The 24,248-nt window shown below is 37.1% G+C and carries 20 protein-coding genes; 12 read left to right on the top strand and 8 right to left on the bottom strand.

The features are described from left to right. Positions 1-123 precede the first annotated feature (123 nt). Positions 124-1,719 carry a SulP family inorganic anion transporter gene (locus tag K319_RS0105975; protein WP_027382820.1) on the top strand — a complete coding sequence of 532 codons (1,596 nt, stop codon included), beginning with the start codon at positions 124-126 and terminating at the stop codon, positions 1,717-1,719. A gap of 56 nt (positions 1,720-1,775) precedes the next feature. Continuing rightward, positions 1,776-2,411, top strand: a complete 636-nt coding sequence (locus K319_RS0105970; protein WP_027382819.1) for a carbonic anhydrase family protein — start codon at positions 1,776-1,778, stop codon at positions 2,409-2,411. 160 nt (positions 2,412-2,571) lie between these two features. Here the strand turns inward: K319_RS0105970 and pth are convergent, their stop codons facing one another. From pth to mfd, 6 genes are read right to left on the bottom strand one after another with little or no spacing between them, the layout of a single operon-like run. Continuing rightward, positions 2,572-3,135, bottom strand: coding sequence for an aminoacyl-tRNA hydrolase (gene pth, locus K319_RS0105965; RefSeq protein ID WP_027382818.1), 564 nt, complete (start codon positions 3,133-3,135; stop codon positions 2,572-2,574). Next, positions 3,135-3,983, bottom strand: coding sequence for a hypothetical protein (locus K319_RS0105960; RefSeq protein ID WP_027382817.1), 849 nt, complete (start codon positions 3,981-3,983; stop codon positions 3,135-3,137). The genes pth and K319_RS0105960 overlap by 1 nt, the downstream gene beginning before the upstream one ends. Positions 3,984-4,042: 59 nt before the next feature. Then, positions 4,043-5,035, bottom strand: coding sequence for a hypothetical protein (locus K319_RS0105955; RefSeq protein ID WP_156907057.1), 993 nt, complete (start codon positions 5,033-5,035; stop codon positions 4,043-4,045). Between the two features lie 13 nt (positions 5,036-5,048). After that, complete coding sequence (locus K319_RS0105950) at positions 5,049-5,342, bottom strand: type II toxin-antitoxin system RelE/ParE family toxin (protein WP_027382815.1); 294 nt, start codon at positions 5,340-5,342, stop codon at positions 5,049-5,051. Beyond that, positions 5,303-5,548 (bottom strand): hypothetical protein, encoded by a 246-nt coding sequence (locus K319_RS0105945; protein WP_156907056.1) that lies wholly within the window; start codon positions 5,546-5,548, stop codon positions 5,303-5,305. The genes K319_RS0105950 and K319_RS0105945 overlap by 40 nt, the downstream gene beginning before the upstream one ends. Positions 5,549-5,581: 33 nt before the next feature. Further along, entirely contained in the window at positions 5,582-8,929 is a 3,348-nt protein-coding gene (gene mfd / locus K319_RS0105940) for a transcription-repair coupling factor (protein ID WP_027382813.1), read from the bottom strand. Positions 8,930-9,083: 154 nt separating this feature from the next. Here mfd and K319_RS0105935 point away from each other — a divergent pair, with 154 nt between their 5' ends. From K319_RS0105935 to K319_RS0105920, 4 genes are all read left to right on the top strand, one after another. Continuing rightward, entirely contained in the window at positions 9,084-9,425 is a 342-nt protein-coding gene (locus K319_RS0105935; protein WP_169712652.1) for a hypothetical protein, read from the top strand. Next, entirely contained in the window at positions 9,425-10,039 is a 615-nt protein-coding gene (locus tag K319_RS0105930; RefSeq protein WP_027382811.1) for a hypothetical protein, read from the top strand. Before K319_RS0105935 ends, K319_RS0105930 begins: the two co-directional genes overlap by 1 nt. A gap of 98 nt (positions 10,040-10,137) precedes the next feature. Continuing rightward, positions 10,138-10,401, top strand: a complete 264-nt coding sequence (locus K319_RS0105925) for a hypothetical protein (protein WP_027382810.1) — start codon at positions 10,138-10,140, stop codon at positions 10,399-10,401. A 144-nt stretch (positions 10,402-10,545) separates the two neighbouring features. Continuing rightward, entirely contained in the window at positions 10,546-10,884 is a 339-nt protein-coding gene (locus K319_RS0105920) for a hypothetical protein (protein WP_027382809.1), read from the top strand. Between the two features lie 66 nt (positions 10,885-10,950). Here the strand turns inward: K319_RS0105920 and K319_RS0105915 are convergent, their stop codons facing one another. Beyond that, entirely contained in the window at positions 10,951-13,062 is a 2,112-nt protein-coding gene (locus K319_RS0105915) for an AsmA family protein (RefSeq protein WP_027382808.1), read from the bottom strand. Positions 13,063-13,104: 42 nt separating this feature from the next. Next, positions 13,105-13,896, bottom strand: a complete 792-nt coding sequence (locus K319_RS0105910) for a DUF2797 domain-containing protein (RefSeq protein WP_027382807.1) — start codon at positions 13,894-13,896, stop codon at positions 13,105-13,107. Positions 13,897-14,032: 136 nt separating this feature from the next. Between K319_RS0105910 and K319_RS0105905 the strand changes: the two genes are divergently transcribed. The 6 genes from K319_RS0105905 (at position 14,033) to K319_RS0105880 (ending at position 24,232) form a co-directional block, all read left to right on the top strand. Then, positions 14,033-15,061: a GDP-mannose 4,6-dehydratase gene (locus K319_RS0105905; RefSeq protein ID WP_027382806.1), complete on the top strand. Its 1,029-nt coding sequence runs from the start codon at positions 14,033-14,035 to the stop codon at positions 15,059-15,061. 121 nt (positions 15,062-15,182) lie between these two features. After that, positions 15,183-15,404, top strand: a complete 222-nt coding sequence (locus K319_RS0105900; RefSeq protein WP_027382805.1) for a DUF2795 domain-containing protein — start codon at positions 15,183-15,185, stop codon at positions 15,402-15,404. A 100-nt stretch (positions 15,405-15,504) separates the two neighbouring features. After that, positions 15,505-18,576 carry a preprotein translocase subunit SecA gene (gene secA / locus K319_RS0105895; RefSeq protein WP_027382804.1) on the top strand — a complete coding sequence of 1,024 codons (3,072 nt, stop codon included), beginning with the start codon at positions 15,505-15,507 and terminating at the stop codon, positions 18,574-18,576. 145 nt (positions 18,577-18,721) lie between these two features. Continuing rightward, positions 18,722-20,884, top strand: a complete 2,163-nt coding sequence (locus tag K319_RS19890) for a TonB-dependent siderophore receptor (protein ID WP_051230482.1) — start codon at positions 18,722-18,724, stop codon at positions 20,882-20,884. Positions 20,885-20,918: 34 nt separating this feature from the next. Next, positions 20,919-22,118, top strand: a complete 1,200-nt coding sequence (locus K319_RS0105885; protein WP_027382803.1) for a PepSY-associated TM helix domain-containing protein — start codon at positions 20,919-20,921, stop codon at positions 22,116-22,118. Beyond that, positions 22,115-24,232, top strand: a complete 2,118-nt coding sequence (locus K319_RS0105880) for a TonB-dependent receptor (RefSeq protein WP_027382802.1) — start codon at positions 22,115-22,117, stop codon at positions 24,230-24,232. The genes K319_RS0105885 and K319_RS0105880 overlap by 4 nt, the downstream gene beginning before the upstream one ends. Positions 24,233-24,248 lie beyond the last annotated feature (16 nt).

Raw genomic sequence — 24,248 nt, 5'->3', positions numbered from 1 at the left:
CGTTTTTCTACAAACGTTTTCTTTGCTGTTATTTAATTCTCAGCAACTAAATTTCGTATTAAGTCAATCAACATTTTTAAAGAATAATTGATATTCATTATCAATGACTTCTGCTATTTTATTATGCAAAAATCAAAATCTTTGCTGGGAGGGATAAAAGAAAATTTCCCATCCGGACTGGTCGTATTCCTTGTGGCACTACCATTATGCCTCGGTATCGCATTAGCCTCGGGAGCACCACCATTATCAGGTATCATTTCTGGAATTGTTGGAGGAATCGTAGTTGGGTCTCTCAGTAATTCTAATATTTCTGTATCCGGGCCCGCAGCGGGCCTTACCGCAATTGTCTTAGTCGCCATTACTGATATTGGTGCTTTTGAACTATTTCTTTGCGCAGGGATTATTGCCGGTATCATTCAGTTGATCCTCGGATTTATAAGGGCCGGCAGTATCTCCAATTATTTTCCGAATAATGTCATAGAAGGAATGCTTGCCGGTATAGGAATCATTATCATTCTAAAGCAAGTCTCCCACGCAGTAGGTTTTGACAAAGATTATGAAGGCCATGAGGCTCTTTTCGATAACGGATTCAATATCGGTTATTTTACTGAACTATTTGGGGCAATACATCCGGGAGCGATCATTATTACTTTGATCTCGATGGGAATCTTACTGGCCTGGGACCATATTCCGTCCCTTAAAAGATTGAAGTTATTGCCGGGTGCTTTGGTTGCAGTTATTGCTGGAATCTTGATCAACGAATTTTTCAAGATTTCTGGAAGCTCATTGGCTGTTTCGCCGGAACATTTGGTAAATCTGCCTGTCCCTACTTCGTTGGAGGAGTTCCGAAACTTAGTGACCTTTCCTGATCTTGCAGGTTTTACCAATCCTAAGGTTTGGATCACCGGGGCAACTATTGCGATAGTAGCATCTATCGAAACGTTACTTTGCATAGAAGCATCTGACAGATTAGACGTTAGAAGGAGGATCACTGATACGAATCTGGAACTGAAAGCACAGGGGATCGGGAATCTGGTCAGTTCATTTATTGGGGGATTACCAATGACATCCGTCGTTGTAAGAAGTTCCGCCAATGCCAATGCAGGGGCAACATCCAAAGTATCAGCAATCATACATGGTGTTTTATTATTGATCTGTGTATTGACAATCCCTGTGATACTGAATTTGATTCCATTGGCAACATTAGCGGCCGTTCTGATCTTGGTAGGTTATAAATTGGCAAAACCTGCAACATTCAAACATTTTTGGCACAATGGGAAGTACCAATTCATTCCTTTTGTGGCAACTGTTGTAGCTGTTGTAGCGACTGATCTTTTGAAAGGTGTAGGAATTGGATTGCTGATATCTATTGTTTATATCTTACAGGGAAATATGAAACGTGCCTATTACCTTAGCAGAGAAACACTAAACGACGCCGACGAGATCACGATAAAACTGGCGGAGGAAGTTTCCTTCCTAAATAAGGCAGCAATCAAGAAAACATTGAAGAACATCAAGTCTGGATCGAAGGTAATCATCGATGCAAAAACGACTTCTTATATAACAACAGATGTACTGGAAATGATCCAGGATTTTGCCAATGTAAGAGCAAAAGAAGAAGACATTGATGTTGAACTGGTAGGATTCAAAACTTCGTATAGAGATTATGCGAGCGATCAGGATTCTCATGTGGTGGTAACACATAAAAGAGCCATGTAAATTATCAAATTTTTAATTATTAACAATTAAAAAACGCACTTAAAATTTAAAAAAATATGAAAGCACATACATCAGAAACACAATCTACTATTAACCCGGAAAAAGCGTTAGAAATTCTAAAAGAAGGGAACCGGAGATTTGTGAACAATCTGAAAGCAAATAGAGATCTTTTGGCACAAGTGAATGATACCCGCGAAGGGCAATGGCCGTTTGCGGTAATATTAAGCTGTATCGATAGCCGTACATCTGCCGAACTGATCTTTGATCAAGGTCTTGGTGACATCTTCAGTGTAAGAATTGCGGGCAATTTTGTAAATCAGGATATTCTTGGGTCTATGGAATTTGGCTGCAACGTGGCAGGTTCTAAATTGGTTGTCGTTTTAGGGCATACCAAATGCGGTGCATTGAAAGGAGGGCTGGATGCAGCAGCAATCGAAGGACTGGGAATGGATAATCTCAATCACTTGATTGGACATTTTGATCCGATCATCAAAAATATCATTAAAGATGGTGAAGAACGCTCTTCTAAGAACGAAGATCTTCTAGAAAGATTGAACCATCACAATGTAAAACACGCCATAGAGGACATTCGTAAACAAAGCGCAACTTTGAAAAGGCTGGAAGACGAAGGTAAGATCAAGATCGTTGGCGCAAATTACGACGTAGAAACCGGCGTTGTAACTTGGTTATAGAAAATATTTTTTCTTCATACAATTAGGGTAGTAGGCCGGGTAATTTATTATCCGGCTTACTTATTTAATGTGAAATAAACTCAAATGATTTTTTATTGGCTTTTACCAGAAAAAGACCGTCTGCTAAATAGATTCTGGAAAAACAACAGATTTGATCAGGTCACTTCCCATTAAAAGCACTCATTGTATTCTGAACACCCGCAAATACAAAAGATAAAGCAGCTTGGGAAAACTTCTCGATTCGTTCCGGCAATTTTGAGTATTCCTCTTCATTCCATTTTCCAAGTACATAGTCCACCTGTTGACCATCTTTGAATTCGGCAGAGATCCCGAATCGCAGTCTCGTATATTGATTGGTATTCAGAACGGCTTCTATATTTTTAAGTCCGTTGTGTCCGGCCGGGCTTCCTTTCATTTTCATTCTCAATGAACCAAAAGGTAATGCCAGATCATCAGTAATAATTAAAATATTTTCCAACGGAATATTTTCTTTCTGCATCCAGAATTTGACAGCATTGCCCGAGAGGTTTACGTAGGTATCAGGCTTCAGAACAAGTACTTTTCTGCCTTTATATTTGCCTTCGGCAAGTAGTCCGAAGTTGGAAGATCTGAAAGGGGCTTCTATCTTTTCAGCAATTTTCTCCGCCACTTTGAAGCCGATATTGTGTCGGGTTTCTGCATATTCTTCCCCTTTGTTCCCGATGCCGACAATAAGATATTTCATTAATCTTGATATTTATATTCGATAAAATCTTGTCCGGCAGTACTTTTTGTAGGATAATTTTTACTATCATAAGCATGCGAAAAAGATATTACTTCTGCAGAAGCACCCGTGTTGGTGACAGTTGTTTTTAAAGAATTGTTTGTGGATAGAAAATTTCCACCTTGTGGAGCTATGCCAATCAAAGAAAGGTTGTATTCTAAAGGAAGAAGTTTGTAGGGTGATTTTTTTGAATCATACGTGAAAGAAAAAGTATTCGTTTCCGGACTCATTTCCAGATCTCCGGTTACAGGATTATAAATACCATTTTTGGTCACAGACTTCGTCATGTTTTCTCCTTGGAATTCATATGTCGTTTCGAAATATGCTTTAATAGGAAATGGAATTGTATACTCCTGAATAGAAATGATTTTCGAAAGTTTTCCTCCGGAATAGCTATAATTGGCAGTAATTTTTGCTATGCCAGTAACTTCTGTAACAACTTTAGTAAGATTAGTCCCGGCATAAGTGAAAACAGCAGTTTCTCCAGCGTTGGACATTTTAGAGATCTTGTTGCTGCTATTATAGTCAAACTTGGTAACTTCTCCATCAGCATCAGTATACGAAATCAACTTTGTTCCGGTATAATTATAGGTGTAATTTTCATCCTCATATTGCCCCGTTTCTTCATCCTTGAGATGCGACTTCATTTGTTTTAAGAGCCTGGTTGTCGTTCCAGAGCCTCCATTATTAGGATTGGTCTCATATTCCACACCATTCAGAAAATCGCCGTTCGCATCTTGGCTGGGGTCACAAGAGGACAGTGTAAAGATCCCGAAGGCAATTGTAATATAATATAAAATGTTTTTCATTATTTCTTTTTTCTGGTTGCAAAGTTAATTTTTTAAAATTAATTATTATTTATGGGAAACTATTTGTAATCAAAACTTTCTAATGAATTTTGACTTTTAAGCTGATTCAATTCTTCAAGATAAGTTTTCAGTTGTTTCTCATTTAGAGTTCTATTTTTGTTATAAATTTCAGATCTTCTTTTGATTTCAGAATCAAAATATCTTTTGAAATTCTCATTGGTTTCCTGTTTATTCCACAGATCATAGCATTCGCAGATATTGCCGAGGAAATCATTCAGCTCTTCGGTTGTTTTTTCATCCACATTTTTGCCAAATGATGTTACAGAACAATAGATAGGTTTCTTGTCAGGCTCCATTTTTGTTATAAACTCCCGATATTTGTTATCAATGAGAGATTCGATTTGTTCTTTGTTGAGGTACAAGTCCTCATCAATATCTTTCATTTTTACAAAATCTCCCGAACTGTAATTATTATTAAAGATATAATTTGCATAAACCACAATCTCACCTTTTCCCAAACCTGGCGAAATTCCATAATGTTCCGAAAGGTAAAACAACGCAGGTTCAGAATAATCGATATTATCTTTTAGATTCGCGACAAACAGTTCGATTTTGGTTCCGTCTTTGTCTGTTGCAATCCTTTTTTCCAAATCTCGATAGGAATTGTATTCATACAAAGTATCCGAAGCCTTTTTGAAATAACGGACTGGCGATGAAGCGCTGTAAGTTCGAAAACCGTTGGCGGCCCCAAATTTTTTGTTGTACAGAATGCCATCCATCCTGTAGATATTATTCCTGTAAGTGTAATAGAAATTGATCGTATTTCTGATTGATTTTTTCTCAGAATCAAATCCAATGGAATAAACAGGAACCGATTTGTCTTTAGAATTAAATCTCACAGAAATCCCAGCTTCGTTATCTGCTTCACTTAGAAAAGTCATTTCCTTGTCGTAATGATATTTCAGGATTTGGGCGTTGCAGAGAGAAACCATTGTTGTTAAAAACAATAGAATGAATTTTCTTTTACAAACGTTAAATAGAGATTGATTCATTAAGAATTATTCTTTATTTCAAAAAATCAAGTCTGTCTGGATTTTGCCTGCAATTAAGAAAAAAAAGAACCAGTATTTCATCCTGATTGACCGAGAAATAAAATTTCACATTTCTGTTTCCAATCAAAGCTTGAAATATATTTTCTGAAAACTTTTCATAAACAACCAGATTTTGAGACACATTTTCCAAAACTGTTTCCAGTTCAGCATACAAATCTCGAATCTCGTTTTCCGTCCATCTGTAATAGAGAAATTCTGCAATTTCGATTAAAGATTCTTCTGCTTCTTTAGTGTATCTAATTCGCATAATTTTTGGAAGAACTTATCCTTCATCTCCTTGGAATCAATGGAGTTTTCTTTATTGGCTTTTTCTCGGATATTTTCAAGATAGATTTTCAACTTATCTTCAGAAATCTCATCTTCTATAATTTCGATTTCTTTATATTTTTTCAGAAAATCTTTTACCAAAGAAAGTAAATTCGGGTTTTCTGTTCTTATTGTTAAAATGTTCATTTCTAAAATTTTATTAATCAAATATAATCAATTTTAACCCAAAATCCTATTCAAAACCAGATTCACCTCATCCACATTTTTCACGTTATCTTTCCGCATCATCAGCTGGTTGTTCTTTTCTTTTAACGTCGCTTCTGCCGGATTTTGTGTGAGATAAGATATGATTTTTTTGAATTTTTCACTTTGGTAGAATTTATCCTGAGGATTCGCAGGGAAATATCCGAGGAAAACTTTATTCTTCACCACCAATTTATCAAATCCAATTTCCGCCGCCAGCCATTTCAGTTCCACAGATTTCAGAAGATTAATGGCTTCGCTTGGCAATTCTCCGAACCGGTCTTTCAACTCATTTTCAAAAGCCTGTAACTCTTTCGCATTTTGGATTTCAGCAAGTTTTTGATAGAGTGATAAACGTTCTTCCGTTGAACTCACATAATCATCCGGTAACATCAATTCCAAATCTGTGTCGATGTTCACTTCTTTTGTGGATTTGATGAGCTTGTTTCTTTCCTCTTCATTTTCGAAAAGATTCTCAAAATTCTCATCATCTTTCAGTTCTTCCAAAGCTTCCTGCATCATTTTCTGATAAGTCTCAAATCCCATTTCGTTGATAAATCCACTCTGCTCTCCACCCAACAAATCGCCTGCACCACGGATTTCCAGATCCTTCATCGCAATCTGGAAACCACTTCCCAAATCCGAGAATTGTTCAATTGCTTCCAATCGTTTTCTCGCATCGGAAGTCATCATATCAAACGGAGGCGTTATCAGATAACAAAATGCCTTTCTGTTGCTTCGCCCGACTCTTCCGCGCATCTGGTGCAGATCCGCCATTCCGAATCTATGCGCATCATTGATGAAAATCGTATTCGCATTCGGAACGTCAACACCACTTTCTACGATTGTTGTCGCTACAAGAACATCATATTTTCCTTCCATAAAATCGAGGATATTCTGCTCCATTTGTTTTCCGTCCATTTGTCCGTGACCGGTGATCACTCTTGCATCAGGAACCAAACGCTGAATCAATCCGGCAATGTCTTTCAGATTTTCGATTCTGTTATTGATGAAATAAACCTGTCCGTCTCTTTGCAATTCGTAAGAGATCGCATCACGCAGAATCTCTTCATTAAAGCCAACAATGCTCGTATCAACGGGCTGACGGTTTGGCGGTGGTGTTTTGATAACGGATAAATCTCTCGCGGCCATCAATGAGAATTGCAACGTTCTGGGAATTGGCGTTGCGGTCAATGTCAACGTATCGACATTGGTTTTCATCGTCTTCAATTTATCTTTTACCGAAACTCCGAATTTATGTTCCTCATCAATGATCAATAAGCCTAAATCCTTGAACTTGATATCTTTACCAACCAACTGATGTGTTCCGATGACGATGTCAATTTTACCGTTTTTAAGACCTTCTTTGGTTTCCGATTTCTGCTTCGCCGTTCGGAATCGATTTAAATAAGAAATATTGACAGGGAAATCCTTTAAACGTTCTTTGAAACTTCTGTAATGCTGGAAAGCCAGAATCGTGGTCGGAACCAGAATTGCGACTTGTTTACTGTCCGTCGCAGCTTTGAACGCCGCACGAATCGCAACTTCTGTCTTTCCAAATCCAACGTCACCACAGATCAATCGGTCCATCACACCTTCATCTTCCATATCTTTTTTGACATCAATGGTCGCTTTTTCCTGGTCTGGCGTATCTTCGTAAAGGAAACTTGCTTCCAACTCATTTTGAAGATAAGAATCCGGTGAATATTGGAAGCCTTTAGCGGTTTTTCTTTCCGCATAGAGTTTTATCAAATCAAAAGCGATTTGCTTGACTCTGGCTTTCGTCTTCTGTTTCAGGGATTTCCAAGCAGGCGAACCGAGCTTGCTGAGAACGATTTCTTTTCCGTCCGGACCGTTATATTTTGAAATTTTATGAAGTGAATGAATACTCACATAAAGCAAGTCTCCATTTTTATAACTCAGTTTGAAACATTCCTGGATTTTCCCGTCATTATTGACTTTCACTAATCCCATAAATTTCCCAATCCCGTGGTCGATATGCGCAATGTAATCGCCAACTTTCAAAGACATTAGATCTTTGAGTGTCAGTTGTTCCGACTTTGCAAAAGTGTCTTTGGATTTGTAGCGCTGATATCGGTCAAAAATCTGATGGTCGGTATAAACCAGAATTTTATTTTCAGCATCCACAAAACCTTCGTGAAGTTCGGATCTGAAACTTTTAAAAGGAATCTCATGTTCCAATTCTTCAAAAATCGATTCCAGTCTTTCTTTTTGCTTCTCCGATGAGAAGGAAATCCAAGTGTCAAATCCTTGACTCTGTTTATCTTCCAGATCCTGAATCAACATTTCGAAGTTCTTATGAAAACTCGGTTGTTGTGTTTGATTGAGTTCGAGAGTTTGAGAGTTCGGGAGTTTGAAAGTTTGAGAACTGAAATCAATCGTTCTGAATTTGATTAATTTGTTATGAAACTCCGGTTCAGAAATGAATAGCTCTTCCGGTGTCCGGTGTTTGATATCTTTACTCAGCGTTTCGAATTTTTCTAATGATCTTTCGTAAAAGTCTCTTATTCTTTTGGTCGAAAGATAAAGATTTTTTGAAACCATAAAACTGTCATCCGGCAAAATATCAAGAAAAGAAACCTTGCTTCCCGAAACCGAAAAATTCATATTGGAAACCAATTGAAACTCCGATATTTTATCAATAGAAAGCTGAGATTCTATATCGAAAGTTTTGATGCTTTCCACCTCGTTTCCGAAAAATGTGATACGATAAGGCTTTTCATTAGAGAAAGAAAAAACATCCACGATTCCACCTCGGACGGAAAATTCTCCAGGCTCGGAAACAAAGTCGGTTTGGTTAAATTGATAATGATTCAGCAATTCGTCCACAAAATCAAAGTCCAGTTGGTCACCAACTTTTATCTGATGAGAAATCGCTTTGAAATCTTCTTTCTTCAGAACTTTTTCTGACAAAGCGCCGACAAAAGCTACAATCACTTTCGGAGCATTTCCGGAATTAAGTTTATTGATAACCTCGGTTCTCAGAACCAGATTCGCATTCTGAGTTTTCTCGACCTGATACGGTTCAAGATGTGTTGCGGGAAAATAAAGGACATTTTCTTTTCCCAGCAGATCTTCCATTTCTGCATTGATGTAAAGCGCATCTTCTTTATCATCAACAAGATAAAGAATCGTTTTTTTCTGAGTCAAGAAAAGTTCCGAAGCCAAAATTGAAACCGCAGAACCAGCACTTCCTTTGACCGAAATATGTTGATTGTTATTTAATTGAGAAAAAATCTCATTCCCGAATTGTTTCTGAAGCAAGTCCGGAAGCAGATTTTGATTGATTTTTTTTAATTCCATTAATGTAGGTATAAACGCAAAAAGCGATTCCGAGAAAATTTCGGAATCGTTATTTGTTACAAAGATACTATTTTTCAAAAAAATTAGTTTTAATTTTACATCCTTAAACTATGAGCGCTTGAAATTCCGTTTCAAAATACAAGCCATTTTTTGTGTGCTTTTTCTTCTTTTGGTACAATGTAAAGAAGACGATGCATCCATTTTCCGTGCTTATGTAGAAGGGAAAGTCACTTATTCCGATGCCAAGTTTTTGGAAGACCCAATTCATCTTGTTAAAGACAAAAAGATCATCGCAGAAACTTTCCCGAAAGAAAGCGGAAGTTTTGTGCTTGCCGGCCCTTATGACAAAGGCATATATAAATTACAACTGAAGAACTCCAAGATAAGATCTTTTTCTACCGACACCCAAGGTTGCAAAATCTCCAGCGATTCGCTTAGTATCGAAATTCCTGAGGGCGTGACTTACATTATTTTCAATGATATAACTTTGAGATAATGAAGAAAACCTTACTCTTTTCTTTCGTTGTGATTTCGATTTCAACTTTTTCGCAAAGAAGGAAAACACAAGACTGGACGGAAAATGTAAAATACTCTCTCGAACCTCACGTGAAAGTGATGACATCGCTCGGAAACAATTTTATGAAAGATGCCTTCGAGTATTTTTATGGATTCGGGATGGGTGGAAATATCAATCTCTATAAAAACTTCGGATTGGGCGTTGAGTACACTTATTTTCTGGCTAATGTCAAAGCACCGGAATTATTTGGCTATCTTGGGTCGCCGTCGATGAATAATTTTGACTGGTACATTTTCCATCAGGACAAAATCACGGAAGTTTTTTTTGTGGAGGAAATCTTGGGTTACAGCACTTACCGGATGAAAAGTCCTTACCTGGATAATCGTGGGGATTTCTCCGAAGGAAACGGCGGTTTGAATCTGGGCGCAAAAGCTATCTATACTTTGGACGACAACGGAACGCAGCAGATCGTCCTTAATACAAGACTTAATTTCTATAATTCTAAAATCGGGAATCAGAATCCAGACATCGAGAAATATTATTCCAAAGCAACATTACTGAATATCGGTCTAGCCTATCGTATTAATTTTTAAGGCGTTTTTAAGTTGTTATAATTTCTGGTTAAAGTTTTTTATTCTTAATTTTAGAATGATTTTTAATATAAATTTGTCAAACCAAAACAACACTGAAAATGAAAAATTTATTCACAGCATTGCTACTTACCTTCGGAGTGGGACTGGCAACAGCGCAAACCACAGTGCCGGCTACTGCAAAAAAAGAAGCTAAAAAAACAGAAAAGAAAGCTACTAGATCCGTAGAGGCTCAGGCTGCGAAAGTGGCAAACACACCAGATGTTAAACTAAAAAAAGACGGAACCCCTGATAAACGTTACAAAGCGGCCAAAACATTAAAAAAAGACGGCACGCCGGATAAACGTTATAAGGTAAACAAATAATTTTCCTAATCGATGAAGAAGAGAGGGACAATTTAATTTTTCATAACTTTTATTTTTTTAAGACTTTACATCACTTGTAAAGTCTTTTGTTTTTTTGGTTCACGATTTGTTTATCTCTACTTATCAATCCAAAAAAATATTATTATGAGCACTAGATCAATGCTTACGCTCTCCCAGGTCATGGAGAAGCTAAGAGAAAAAGGAATTACGGATGAAATCATAATGAATGACAAAAAACAATTCGTCATTCATAGTACGCAAAAAGCATATCGAGCCGAAGACCTGAAAATTATCCGCACTTACAGGTTCGAGGGGGCGAGTGACCCGGCGGACAATGTTGCCTTATATCTTGTAGAAGATGTTTACGGAAACAAGGCGATGATTATAGATTCTTACGGTGCCAACAGTAATTATGATGGACAAGAGTTTGATAACTTTATTAAATCTTTGCCAACAGAAGAGAAAGAAGAATATGATTTTTAAAATCTGGACTATATAAAACAAGCTCAAAATTCTACGTTTTGAGCTTGTTTTTTTATCCTTAAATAATTATTTCTTTTTTTCAGCAATATTATTTTTAGCTTCTTTTATTTTCTTCTTTGTTTCTTTCACGGTCTCTTTCACATCTTCAACATTTTCCTTCACTTTGTCAACATTGATACTGATTAAAGTCTTTTTCAAACCATCTTCGATACCTTTCCAGAACAGATTGAAGAATGACCTCTCTTTGTTTCTCTCAACATAAACATCCACGGATTCTGGAAATTGCTTGGAGTCTTTTCTCACAACCAGATTAACCACTGCAGATAAAAACTTTTTCTTTTCCCTTGTTTTTTTATCAAGAAGGCTGACCTTCAAATCTTTGTGTGCAATCCTGAATTTCCCGTTCATAATGTCATTATTCCCTTTGAAGTCAAAGTTGAGGCTTGTGATTGTTCCCGTTGCAGAAACATTGAGATAAGGTTTGATAAATGGATTGATATCAACAGCTGGCAAGTTATGAATGCTGCCTCCAATTGTAAAATTATCGCGCATATCAGCCGTGTTGAAATTCCAATTCACTTTCATTGGAGAGACATCCATAAATTTGCAGTTGATCATTATCGGAACTTTTGTATTGCCTCCTTTTTGTTTGTTGGAATTCAGATTTTTGACATCCATATTAAAATTTGTAAATATAACTTTGCCAGGTCCGTGAGAATCCGGAGTATCTTCTTCATACACCAATTTAGACTGGATAAGATTCAGATTTTCAATAATTAAAGGAAATTTTATAGTTCTCAGTAATTTAGAATAAAGCAGCTTTTCTTTAGGATTATCTTTCGGGATTTTGCTTCGGAAGATGTTGGCGTCAACATTCGTCAGCTTTGCATTTTTAAGATTGATATTCGGCTTGTCATTTTCGAATTTCCAGTTAAGTCCCAACAATTGAACCCTGTTTGCAGAAATATCGAACAAGTCATTTTCCATTGGAATCATTCTTACAAATTCCGCTCTTGACACTTTTGGCTTTAATTTAAAATTCTTTAGATCAATATTTTGCGAAGTCATTTCAAAGCTTGACAAATCCATATTGTAATATTTGCCTGCGTCATAAAAAAATTGATTTCCGGAAACTTTGTAATCTTTGTAAGTGAAAGGGATTTTGTTTTTCGAAGTTTCTTCGTCCATTAAAAAACCCTTCAAATTTGCATCGAATTTCGCTAATGAGAGTGACTTTTTCCCATTCGGTCTCAGAATAGAAAATTGTCCATTTTTAATATCGAAATTCTCAAAATCAATATTAAAGTTGGACTTTTCTTTGTTTTGTCTAACAATTTTACTATCACGATTTTGTAAAATGAAAATTGGGTCGATAACTTGAGCGTTTTTGAAACTTAATTTTGTTTTGTTAAATATCAAATCGTTGAAAGAAATACTTTTGCTTTTGATATCGTAAAGTGTTTTCTGTGTTTTGAAATTCTGTTCCCAGTTTTTGAAATCAATCAATGGCTTTAATTCGAAATCATTGATGGTCAATTCTCCATTGACCGTTTTTAGTTCCGACGAATTCAAAGAATAAACATCACTGATTTGTGCATAAAACTGATTGGCAGATATTTTATAACCATCCAGCGCAAAAGGCAATTCATCGGGATTTTGGTTCAGACTAAGGTTTTTGACATCAAGGTCAAAGTTGCTTGCGGAGAAAAATTTGGTGTTCTCCGATTTATAAACCTCGATATTTCCCTTTTTGATCTCAATATTTTTGATTGTAAAAGGATTTGGATTTTTTTTGTTTTTTCCAGTCCGTGGGTTTGCTAATCTGACTTTTAAATTGGGATTAATTAGCTTAATAGAATTGGCTTCGATTTGATTGTTTCTCAAAAATTCAATTATACTTAATCTGCTGATATTCAGATTGTCTAAGCTTCCATCGAGAGCTATGGTTTCAAGGTTGTTTGGTTGTTTGGTTTTGATTTTGATTTGATTGGCAGAGATGCTTCCGCTTAGGATTTCGACATTCAGGGATTCGTAAGTAATCTCGTAAGGCGTTTTGGTTTTGAGATAATCAGGCAATTTATACTTGAGCCACAGGCTGAACCCGATATTCAGTAAAACTATGAGAATCAAGACACTCCCAAGGACGATAGCAGTAATTTTCAGTAGTTTTTTTAGCATAAATTTTATTTTAAAAAATTAATGACTAAAACCATTCCAAATTTACAGGCTCAATTCGATCACATAACCTTCGTGTCCTCTTACATTGATAAAGTCGCCACCTTCAAAAGAAAGATATTGCCCTTTGATTCCTCTCAAAACTCCACTGAATTCCGGTCTTTTGTCCAGCGTAAAAACATTGACTTTTTCTGGTGCTTCATAAGGAAAATCGAGTTTTATAACATTCTCTTCAGTAACTGCAAACTTTTTGAAATCGTTGGGGAAATATTCTGCGATCTTATTTCGAAAATCGATCAAATCCAAAGTATCTTCATAATCGTCTGCAAGCATTTTTTTCGGATTGGTCTTGTCAGCGATATGTTTTTTGAGTTCAACCTCGATCATTCCGGCTTCGTAACGGTTTTCGGTAACTGCGATCGGCAATGCGAACGTTGCGCCCTGATCGATCCAGCGTGTCGGGATCTGCGCTTCTCTTGTTACGCCCACTTTCACTTCGCCTGTGTAGGCCAGATAAACGATATGCGGAACCAACTGGATTTCTTTCTCAATTTCCAGATCCCGCTCTGCGATGCCAAGATGTGCTGTGGATAATTCCGGACGAATAATGGTATCACTCGCATAAGGACTTTCGAAAAAGCATTTTTTACAGAATCCCATTCTGTAGATCTTCTCGTCGCTTCCACAATTCACACATTCATATCCGATGTGTTTTATTTTAAGTTCTTTCCCGAAAAGCTGATTCATATTGATCAGGTCATCTTTTAGATTCAGATAATATTGGATAGGCTGTCCGTTTTGGGAGATCATTTTGAGAATTTGTCCGGAAAAATGCATTTGTCTTAGATTAGAAATTGGGATTAAAAGTAATCATTATTTAATTAATTTTAAATTTTTATCAGACACATTATTCTTATGATTTATTGTAGTTCTTTTTTTGTTTAATTCTTATATTCGCATCACAATTGATTTTATGAACTATCTTTTAACGGGTGGCAGTGGATTTATAGGTTCTCACTTGGTAGAGCAACTTTTGAAAAATGGACATTCTGTCATTAATGTTGACAACTTTGACGATTTTTATGATTACAAGATCAAAGTCAGAAATACCCTGGAATCTTTAGGCTTAGATACCGGATTTAGTTTTTCAGACAAGGAAACCGATATTCAAAATTTAGCAGTTAAAACTAAATCAGATAATTATCAACTTTACTATCAGGACATTCGGGACAAAAAAGGTTTGGAAGTTATTTTCCGCGACCATAAGATAGATTTGGTGGTCCATTTAGCGGCTTTGGCCGGTGTTCGTCCATCTATTGAAAGGCCTTTGGAATATGAAGAAGTCAACATCAGGGGAACTCAGAATCTTTGGGAGCTTTGTAAGGAATTCGAAATCAAAAAATTCGTTTGTGCTTCATCATCAAGTGTTTACGGAAATAATGAGAAGGTACCTTTTTCCGAAACGGATAATGTTGACAATCCGATTTCTCCTTATGCGGCTACAAAAAAATGTGGTGAAATCATCGGTCATGTGTACCATAGCCTTTATCATATTGACATGGTCCAGCTGAGATTTTTCACGGTTTATGGACCAAGACAAAGACCTGATCTGGCGATTCACAAATTCACTAAATTAATTTCAGAAGGTCAAGAGATCCCTTTCTACGGTAATGGTTCTACGGCTAGAGATTACACCTTCATTCATGATATTATTGATGGGATTTTAAAATCAATAGATTATCTGGAAACCAATGAAAACGTGTATGAGATCATTAATCTCGGAGAAAGTGAAGTCGTGACATTGGACCAAATGGTATCTGTTCTGGAAGAAACAATCGGTAAGAAGGCTAATAAAAAAATGTTACCGATGCAGCCCGGAGACGTTCAGAAAACCAATGCAGACATTACAAAAGCCAGGGCGCTTATCGGCTATTCTCCAGGCACAAACTTCCAAAATGGCATAAAAAAATTTGTGGAATGGTTTTTGGGAAATCCGCATTAACGTTCTTTGATCTTAGATAAATTTAAATATCAAATAAAATTATTTTTAAATATTATTGAAAATCAATAGAAAAGTATATAAAATATCACCTAATTTTTTACTTTTGCAAAAAATTTAAATTATGTATTGGACATTAGAATTAGCATCATATCTTAGCGATGCACCTTGGCCGATGACCAAGGCAGAATTAATTGATTACGCCATCAGAACAGGGGCACCTATGGAAGTTGTAGAAAACCTTCAGGCAATCGAGGATGAAGGAGAGATCTATGATGCGATAGATGAGATCTGGAGCGATTATCCTACCGACGAGGACTATCTCTGGAACGAAGACGAATATTAATTCGTTTTTTTGACTTTTGACTTTTTGTCACGGGTCAATTTCTTATTAAATAAATTACGCAATTAGTTAAAAGCTAAAGGCAAACCGCAAATAGCAAATTATGAGTTTTTTAAATACAGTTCTTAAAAGTTTTTTGGGAGACAAAAATGCAAAAGATCTTAAAGAAGTAAAGAAAGTTGTCACGAAAATAAAGGCAGTAGAATCTGACATCCAATCATTATCTGATGATGGACTGAGAGATAAAACAGCAGAGTTTAAAGAAAAGATCAGATCTGCAACTGTTAAGTTTACAACCCAAATAGACGAAATAAAAGAGCAGATAAAAAACTCTACAAACGTCGACGAAAAAGAGGCTCTTTTCACTAAGATAGAAACCCTCAAAAAAGAATCTTATGAGGTAGAAGAAAAGGTTCTTAATGAGATTCTACCGGAAGCTTTTGCGCTGGTGAAGGAAACTTCAAGACGTTTGGCCCAGAACGGAGAAATCCGGGTCAAAGCAACAGACAGAGACCGCGAATTGGCTGCTACAAAAGATTTTGTAGTTCTAGACGGTGACACTGCTGTTTGGAAAAATTCTTGGGATGCCGCGGGAACACCGGTAGTTTGGGATATGGTTCATTATGACACACAGTTTATTGGTGGTGTTGTATTGCACTCTGGAAAGATCGCAGAAATGGCAACCGGTGAAGGTAAAACATTGGTAGGAACATTACCGATTTACCTTAATGCCTTACCGGGAAGAGGCGTCCACGTTGTAACTGTTAATGATTATCTGGCAAAACGTGACTCGGCCTGGATGGGCCCATTGTATCAATTCCATGGTTTGACCATCGATTGTATCGATAATCACCAACCTAACTCAGATTCCAGAAGAAAAGCTTATCAGGCAAGTATAACTTACGGAACCAATAACGAATTCGGCTTCGATTATCTTAGGGATAATATGGTGACCAATCCTTCTGAATTAGTTCAGGGAGAATTGAATTTCGCTATTGTCGATGAGGTTGACTCCGTTTTGATTGATGATGCAAGAACACCGCTGATTATTTCCGGCCCTGTTCCTCAGGGTGACAGACAGGAATTTGATGTGCTTAAACCTTCAATTGACAGAATTGTTGAAGTTCAGAAAAAAACGGTCTCTGCAATTTTCAACGAAGCTAAAAAATTGATTGCTAACGGAAACACAAAGGAAGGCGGTTTCAAATTGCTTCAGGCGTACAGGGGTCTTCCGAAAAACAGACAATTGATCAAGTTCTTATCAGAAAGTGGAAACCGTGCATTGCTTCAGAAAGTTGAAGGGCAATATATGGCAGATAACAACCGTGATATGCCAATTGTGGACAAAGACCTATATTTCGTTATCGATGAGAAGAACAATCAAATCGATTTGACGGATAAAGGTGTAGAATATATGTCTGCAGGTAACGAGGATTCACAATTCTTTGTTTTGACAGACATCGCGACAGAAATTGCCGACATCGAAAAGAAAAATCTTTCCAAGGAAGAAGAATTTGCTGCCAAAGAAGAATTATACAGAGAATTTGCTGTGAAATCTGAGCGCATTCACACTATGAATCAACTACTAAAAGCTTATACATTATTCGAAAAAGATGATGAATATGTGGTAATTGACGGTGAAGTGAAGATTGTGGATGAGCAGACTGGTCGTATTATGGATGGTCGTCGTTATTCAGATGGACTTCACCAAGCGATCGAGGCAAAAGAAAATGTAAAAATTGAAGCGGCGACTCAAACGTTTGCGACGATTACATTACAAAATTATTTCCGTATGTATAATAAGTTAGCCGGTATGACTGGTACTGCGGAAACTGAAGCTGGAGAATTCTGGCAAATTTATAAGTTGGATGTGGTTGTGATTCCTACGAACAGACCAATCCAAAGAGACGACAGGCAAGATTTGGTTTTCAAGACCAATCGTGAAAAATACAATGCTGTAATTGAAGAAATCGAAAAATTGACCTCGGCAGGAAGACCTGTTTTGGTGGGAACAACCTCGGTTGAGATTTCTCAGTTATTATCAAAAGCATTACAATTAAGAAAGATTCAACACCAGGTTCTGAATGCGAAACTTCACAAGAAAGAAGCAGAGATTGTAGCTGGTGCTGGTGGACCGGGCGTTGTAACAATTGCAACGAATATGGCTGGTAGAGGTACCGATATCAAGTTGAAGGCTGAAGTGAAAGATGCCGGAGGTTTAGCAATCATAGGTACAGAAAGACATGATTCCCGTCGTGTTGACAGGCAGTTGAGAGGTAGAGCTGGTCGTCAGGGAGACCCGGGAAGTTCTCAATTTTATGTTTCTTTGGAAGATAACCTGATGCGTCTTTTCGGCTCCGAAAGAATCGCAAAAATGATGGACAGAATGGGTCATAAGGAAGGTGAAGTAATTCAGCATTCCATGATTTCCAAATCTATCGAAAGAGCTCAGAAAAAAGTGGAGGAGAATAACTTCGGTGTCAGAAAACGATTATTGGAATATGATGACGTAATGAACAAACAACGTGACGTTATCTACAAAAGAAGAAAGAACGCCTTGTTCGGAGACCACTTGAAGTATGACATCGTGAATATGATCTACGATACGGCTGCGGCCATTGTTTCTCAGACCAAAGCAACTGGTAATTATAAAGATTTCGAATTCGAAATCATCAAACATTTCACAATGGAAGCTCCTGTAAATGAGTCAGAATTTGGAAGCATTCAGATTCCAGCTCTTACAGACATCGTTTTCAAAAAAGCAAAAGAAGACTATGACTTGAGATTAAATCTTCTTAAGGAAAATGCTTATCCAATTATCGAGAATGTTTATCTGAACCAAGGTTCTATGTTCAAGATGATCCAGGTTCCTTTCAGCGACGGGACAAAAACAATGACCATTGTTACGGATCTGAAGGAAGCTTATGAAACCAAATGTGAAAGTCTGATCACAGATTTTGAGAAGAATATTTCTTTAGCAATCATCGATGAGAACTGGAAAACACACTTGAGAGAAATGGACGACCTAAGACGTTCTTCACAAGGTGCCGTTTATGAGCAAAAAGATCCATTGGTAATATATAAGCAAGAGTCTTTCTACCTGTTTAGCGAAATGGTTGATAAAGTGAATAAAGAGATTGTTTCTTTCTTATACAAAGGAGAAATCCCGGCTTAAGAATAAGATTTAACTATAATATTGATCCTGTTGAGTAATCAGCAGGATTTTTTATTTGGAACAATTCTTAATAATCTGATAAAAATCACAAAATTTGTTAATTTAGAATAATTAAAAATAATACCTTTGCAAAAATTATTTCCTAATGAAGAAAATTATTGTGAGTGCTGTGGTTTTGGTTTCCACTTTTGCTTTTGCTCAAGAAAATGACACGATTAAAAAGTCAAATGATATAGATGAGGTAATACTTAATAAATACTATAAAAAGTATAATGAAAAAGAGGGGTCATCTTCTCTCCGATTAAATGAAGAGCTTATCAAAATACCTCAAAACATTACAATAATTACCAACAGAGCATTAGAAGATCAGCAGGTAACTACTCTCAGTGATGGAGTTTTAAGAAATGTTGCAGGAGCACAAAGATTAGAGCATTGGGGAGATATGTATACCAGAGTAAATATGAGAGGTTCTCGCGCAGAAGCTTTTTTTAATGGTGTTAATGTAACAACACCTTGGGGGCCTTTAAGTGAAGATATGAGCTATGTTGATCATATTGAATTCGTAAAAGGGCCTTCCGGCTTTTTAATGTCTAATGGTGAACCTAGTGGCATTTACAATGTTGTTACTAAAAAACCTACAGGAAAAGATTTTAATGGATCAGCTCGTGTTACTCTAGGAAGTTTTGATATGTACAGAGGAGAAACTGATTTTGATTCCAAACTATCAGAGAAAGTTGCATTCCGACTTAATTTAATGGGCCAAAATAAAAATAGTTTCAGAAAATATGAATTTAATGATAGATATATTATTAATCCATCTATTAAAGTTGATTTAACCAATCAAACAGTCTTAACTGCAGAGTATATATATCAAAAAGCTAAGTCGTCAGAAGTAGGCTCATCTTATGTATACAGTTTTGATGGATACGGAACTAAACCTGTTGATTATACTGTATCTGACCCGGGGATTGCACCCACAAATATTAATGATCATACTGCAAATATTAATTTACAGCATAAATTTAGCTCAGATTGGAAGTTGACCGCACAATTGACTTATATGAATAATCACACTTTAGGAAGTGATATATGGCCTGGCATGTTTGACCAAGCAACTGGATATATGATTAGAGGCCTTTACTTCTGGGAAGCAAGTAATGTAATGAAATTTGGTCAAGTCTTTTTAAATGGTTACGAAAAAACAGGTGGCGTTTCACATAAAATTCTTGCGGGCTTAGATTTGGGCTCCAAAAAATATCTAGCAGACTGGAATCAAGGAGGAGCTATTGATTTGGTCACTAGTCCGTTTGATACCAATTCAAATATTTATACAGTTCCAAGCGCTGGATATCCAACATTCGATGGAAGTATTCCGTTGGAACAAAGAGCAAATCCTTGGGGGACAATCAGCCAAAACTACAATGGCGTCTATCTACAGGATGAATTGGGCTTTTTTGAAGATCAATTAAGATTAACTATTGCTGCAAGATATACAAATGTTTCTCAACAAGCTTATGGAGCGGCAGAACAAAAAGGGGAAAAAATAACACCCCGTTTTGGTTTAAGCTATTCAATTGATCAGAATACTTCAGCTTATGCTTTATATGATCAGGCTTTTGTTCCACAAACAGGACTATTTAGGAATGGCTCAACCGCAAAACCAATTACAGGTAATAATGTTGAAGTCGGATTAAAAAGAGATTGGGCAGGTGGAAAATGGAATACCACTTTATCCTTATATAACATTAGTAAAAGAAATGCTATAACTGGTGATCCAACAGATCCTTCAGGTATTTATTCTATTTTCCTAGGAAGGACAAGAGTTCAGGGAGCAGAATTTGATTTGAAAGGAGAGATAGTAAAAGGCTTTAATGCAATTTTCAATTATGCTTTTACCGAAAATACATATACAGAAACAACACCATCTGCTATTAAAGGGCAAAGGGTTCCTGGTTATGCTAAACACACAGTGAATGGTTGGTTAAATTATACTTTCACACAAGATAATTTATTAAAGGGATTTGGATTCACATTTGGAGGAACTTTTTTAGCTGACAGAAGCACTTGGGACTGGGGAAGTAAGGATTCTCCTTTAGAAATGAATGATTATCTGAAATTCGATGCAGGAATGTCTTGGGAAGATTCTAAAATCAGATTAAACCTGAATGTATTTAATGTTTTTAATAGATACTTGTATAGTGGTAGTGGATATAGTTTCTTACAAGCTGACGGAACATACAAAGGAGGATACTATTATCAAGCAGAAGCACCAAGAAACTGGAGATTCTCAATAGCATATAAATTCTAAAAAAGTGAATCTGTCGCCTCTACTTTAAATCTTTATGAAGAAAAAGCACCTTCATAAGAAGAAACCTTCTTTTATAAAAAAATGGTCTGCCAAACTGCATTTGTGGTTTGGCTTATCCATTGGTTTGATTGTCTTCATCGTAGCTTTGACAGGGACGATGTATGTTTTCAAGGACGAAATTCAAAATCAAATCAGAAAAGACGTCATCTATGTAAAACCTGAAACAATCACACAGATACCACTTCCAATCGAAGTTCTGAAGGAAAAAGTATCATTGAAGCCCAATGAAAAATATCCGGTCAGTTCTGTTGAGATTCCTCTGGTCAAAAATAGATCTTATAAGTTTTTGTACTATGAAAAGGATAAGCAGGCATGGAATTATTTTCAGGAAGTAAAGATCAATAAGCTTATTTATGTCAATCAATACACAGGACAGATCTTGGGGGTGTATAATGAAAAATATGATCTTTTCCCTATTTTGAAAGCCATCCATTGGAGTTTATTATTAAAATCAGATTGGGGGAAGTACGTTGTGGGGATTCCCGTTGTCTTATTCATCATTATGCTGATCACAGGAATCATTCTTTGGTGGCCGAAAAACAAAAAAACAGGAAAAACAAGGCTTTGGTTTGATTGGAAAAATGTTAAAACATGGAAACGCAGAAACTATGACCTCCATAACATTCTGGGATTTTATGCTTCGGTTATAGCTTTGTTATTGAGTTTGTCAGGGATTTACTTTGCCTATCCATGGGTGAAGAATGCATTCAGTATGACACTTTCCGGTGCATGGGAACTTCCGAAAGAAAAAGACATCAAATCTCCTGATTCATTACTAAAGAGAAACAATGCCGTTTTTGACCTTGCTGCCTGGGAAACTAAAAAATTATATCCGGGTTCATCGAGCTTCAGGATTCCTTTAAACGGAAAAAATAAAAAAGGAAAGGACTTAAAGAATATTCCGGTGACCATTTATGATAAAGACGGACAATTTGCCATCAGAAATCAATTGATTTTCGACAAATATTCAGGAAAATTATTAGCAAATAAACCTCATCAGAAGCTTAACAACGCAGAAAAATATGCCAATGCCAATTATGATATCCACGTTGGGTCATATTTCGGATTATTCGGGAAAATTATTTGGTTCGCCGCAGGGTTGGTTTGCACATCATTACCTGTAACCGGATTTTTACTATGGCTTGGAAAGAAGAAAAAAGGAATTAAAAAATGAAGAAAATAATACTATCCGTAGCATCACTTGCTACGGTCATGACACTTGCACAACAAAAAGATTCATTAGATGTAAAAGATGTGGATGGCGTTGTTTTGACCGCATCCAGAAAAAAAGAAAACATCAAGGAGATCCCAAGTTCTGTGACCATTGTCAACCAAAAACAGATACAGTCACAATTGACAGTGAATTCTGATATTACAAGTATTTTACAATATACGGTACCGAGTTTGGCAACCAGTTCCGGGCAAACTTCCAATACGGGGCAAACCCTGAGAGGACGTCAGGTTTTGGTTCTGATCGACGGAATTCCACAATCTACGCCTCTGCGTAACGGAGCGAGGGATATAAGAGTGATCGATCCTTCTGTAATAGAAAGGATAGAAGTTATTAAAGGGGCTTCTTCGATATACGGAAATGGTGCAGATGGAGGTATCATCAATTATATTACAAGAAAAAGCAATTCTGAAAAAACGATCTCGGGAATTACTCAGGTTGGTATTACAGGACAGCCTTATGGCGGAACTTTAGGATACAGGGCAAGCCAATTGCTATCCGGAAAGATCACGAAAAATTTTGATTATGTCGCATCAATGGCCTACGAAAGGACGGGCTATATGAAAGATGCGGATGGTGTTGATCTAAGCCCGTCATACAGTCCCGCAAAAATGGACAACTATAACGGAATGCTGAAACTGGGGTACAATATCAATGAGAATCAAAGAATAGAAGCTTCATATATTGGCTATGCCTCAAGATCTGACCTGGACTTAGGCTTAAAGACCGGAAAATATGGCTTGATTCCAACCATTGGCGAAGGCAAAGGAAAGAATCTTGAAACGACTCCGCAAGGAACACCGAGAAACCATAACATCAAATTAAGTTACGACAATAGAAATCTTTGGTCGGGAACCGCCTTGGATGTCAATCTTTATCTACAGGATTTCAGAACAGTGTACGGATACAGTGACACTTTCCTGAACGGAGGACAATCCAACATTATTTCCAGAAAAAGTGGTGCGAGGGTAAATCTGGATACCCAGCTTTGGAATGGTCAGAATTCTCAGGCAGAGGTGATCTATGGTGTTGATATGCTGGATGATCAAACTGTACAGAAGCTGGAAGACGGCCGTTACTGGACGCCGGATATGGACATGACGAATATCGCACCTTTTATGTTGGTCAAGATTGATCTGCTAAAAAAGCTGACCATCAAAGGAGGTCTTCGGTATGAAAATATGAAAGTGAAAGTCGGTGATTTCAATACGCTTTCCACCATCAAAAATGATGGGACATTTACCCAAAGTATTTTTGTAAAAGGTGGCGATCTGGAGTACAATGCTTTGGTTGGAAACATCGGAATCCGCTACAATATCAACCCGATGGTTAATCTGTTCGGAAGCTTCTCACAATCATATTCCATCAATGAACTGGGCAGGATCCTGAGAACCTCTACCTCTGACACGATCACAAACCTGGAAACAAAACCGATCATTGTTAACAATTATGAATTGGGAGCAACCGGACAAATGACAGAATGGCTGAACTATGAGATCACTTCTTATGTAAGCACATCAAAACTAGGCGCTTCATTCGTCCAGAGCCCGGATAGAGCCTTAACGATACAAAGAGCACCGGAAGTAGTTTATGGAGTGGAGGGTTTCTTACATTTTACACCGGCAAGATGGATTAATTTCGGCGGAAGTTACAGTTGGATGGAAGGAATCACCTCTCCAAAAGATGACGGAGATTACTCAACAAAGATCAATAACAGCAGGATCTCTGCACCCAAAGTATTGGCCTATGTTCAGCTGAGACCTTTACAAAAATTATCTGTTGGTTTGGATATGCTTCATGCGTTCGAGCAGGACAGATTTTCACCTAATGTGAAAACAGGCTTGTTCGCTTATGGTGAAGGAAAGGTCCCCGAATACACAGTTTTCAATTTCAAGTCAAGTTTTGATATCGATAAAAGCTGGAAACTATCTCTGGGTATAGAGAATGTTCTGAACAAAATGTACAAGCCGGCCATCGCTTGGTGGGCAGCACGGGACAGTGATTTTACCAATTCCATGGGAATGAGGGGAACTTTCATGGTCGAGTACAAATTTTAAAGTTTATCTTAGCCTG

Origin of the sequence: Epilithonimonas caeni DSM 17710, assembly GCF_000426465.1 — a bacterium.
In the GTDB taxonomy this organism is placed as follows: Bacteria; Bacteroidota; Bacteroidia; order Flavobacteriales; family Weeksellaceae; genus Epilithonimonas; species Epilithonimonas caeni.
This window is presented reverse-complemented; position numbering and strand designations above follow the sequence as displayed.

Excerpts from the sequence above, each read along its gene's own strand:
- K319_RS0105905 (WP_027382806.1), top strand. The coding sequence starts at position 14,033 with ATGAACTATCTTTTAACGGGTGGCAGTGGATTTATAGGTTCTCACTTG.
- K319_RS0105950 (WP_027382815.1), bottom strand. The coding sequence starts at position 5,342 with ATGCGAATTAGATACACTAAAGAAGCAGAAGAATCTTTAATCGAAATT.
- K319_RS0105900 (WP_027382805.1), top strand. The coding sequence starts at position 15,183 with ATGTATTGGACATTAGAATTAGCATCATATCTTAGCGATGCACCTTGG.
- K319_RS0105915 (WP_027382808.1), bottom strand. The coding sequence starts at position 13,062 with ATGCTAAAAAAACTACTGAAAATTACTGCTATCGTCCTTGGGAGTGTC.
- K319_RS0105930 (WP_027382811.1), top strand. The coding sequence starts at position 9,425 with ATGAAGAAAACCTTACTCTTTTCTTTCGTTGTGATTTCGATTTCAACT.
- K319_RS0105945 (WP_156907056.1), bottom strand. The coding sequence starts at position 5,548 with ATGAACATTTTAACAATAAGAACAGAAAACCCGAATTTACTTTCTTTG.
- secA (WP_027382804.1), top strand. The coding sequence starts at position 15,505 with ATGAGTTTTTTAAATACAGTTCTTAAAAGTTTTTTGGGAGACAAAAAT.
- K319_RS0105880 (WP_027382802.1), top strand. The coding sequence starts at position 22,115 with ATGAAGAAAATAATACTATCCGTAGCATCACTTGCTACGGTCATGACA.
- K319_RS19890 (WP_051230482.1), top strand. The coding sequence starts at position 18,722 with ATGAAGAAAATTATTGTGAGTGCTGTGGTTTTGGTTTCCACTTTTGCT.
- K319_RS0105910 (WP_027382807.1), bottom strand. The coding sequence starts at position 13,896 with ATGCATTTTTCCGGACAAATTCTCAAAATGATCTCCCAAAACGGACAG.
- mfd (WP_027382813.1), bottom strand. The coding sequence starts at position 8,929 with ATGGAATTAAAAAAAATCAATCAAAATCTGCTTCCGGACTTGCTTCAG.
- K319_RS0105955 (WP_156907057.1), bottom strand. The coding sequence starts at position 5,035 with ATGAATCAATCTCTATTTAACGTTTGTAAAAGAAAATTCATTCTATTG.
- K319_RS0105970 (WP_027382819.1), top strand. The coding sequence starts at position 1,776 with ATGAAAGCACATACATCAGAAACACAATCTACTATTAACCCGGAAAAA.
- K319_RS0105975 (WP_027382820.1), top strand. The coding sequence starts at position 124 with ATGCAAAAATCAAAATCTTTGCTGGGAGGGATAAAAGAAAATTTCCCA.
- K319_RS0105920 (WP_027382809.1), top strand. The coding sequence starts at position 10,546 with ATGAGCACTAGATCAATGCTTACGCTCTCCCAGGTCATGGAGAAGCTA.
- K319_RS0105960 (WP_027382817.1), bottom strand. The coding sequence starts at position 3,983 with ATGAAAAACATTTTATATTATATTACAATTGCCTTCGGGATCTTTACA.
- K319_RS0105925 (WP_027382810.1), top strand. The coding sequence starts at position 10,138 with ATGAAAAATTTATTCACAGCATTGCTACTTACCTTCGGAGTGGGACTG.
- pth (WP_027382818.1), bottom strand. The coding sequence starts at position 3,135 with ATGAAATATCTTATTGTCGGCATCGGGAACAAAGGGGAAGAATATGCA.
- K319_RS0105885 (WP_027382803.1), top strand. The coding sequence starts at position 20,919 with ATGAAGAAAAAGCACCTTCATAAGAAGAAACCTTCTTTTATAAAAAAA.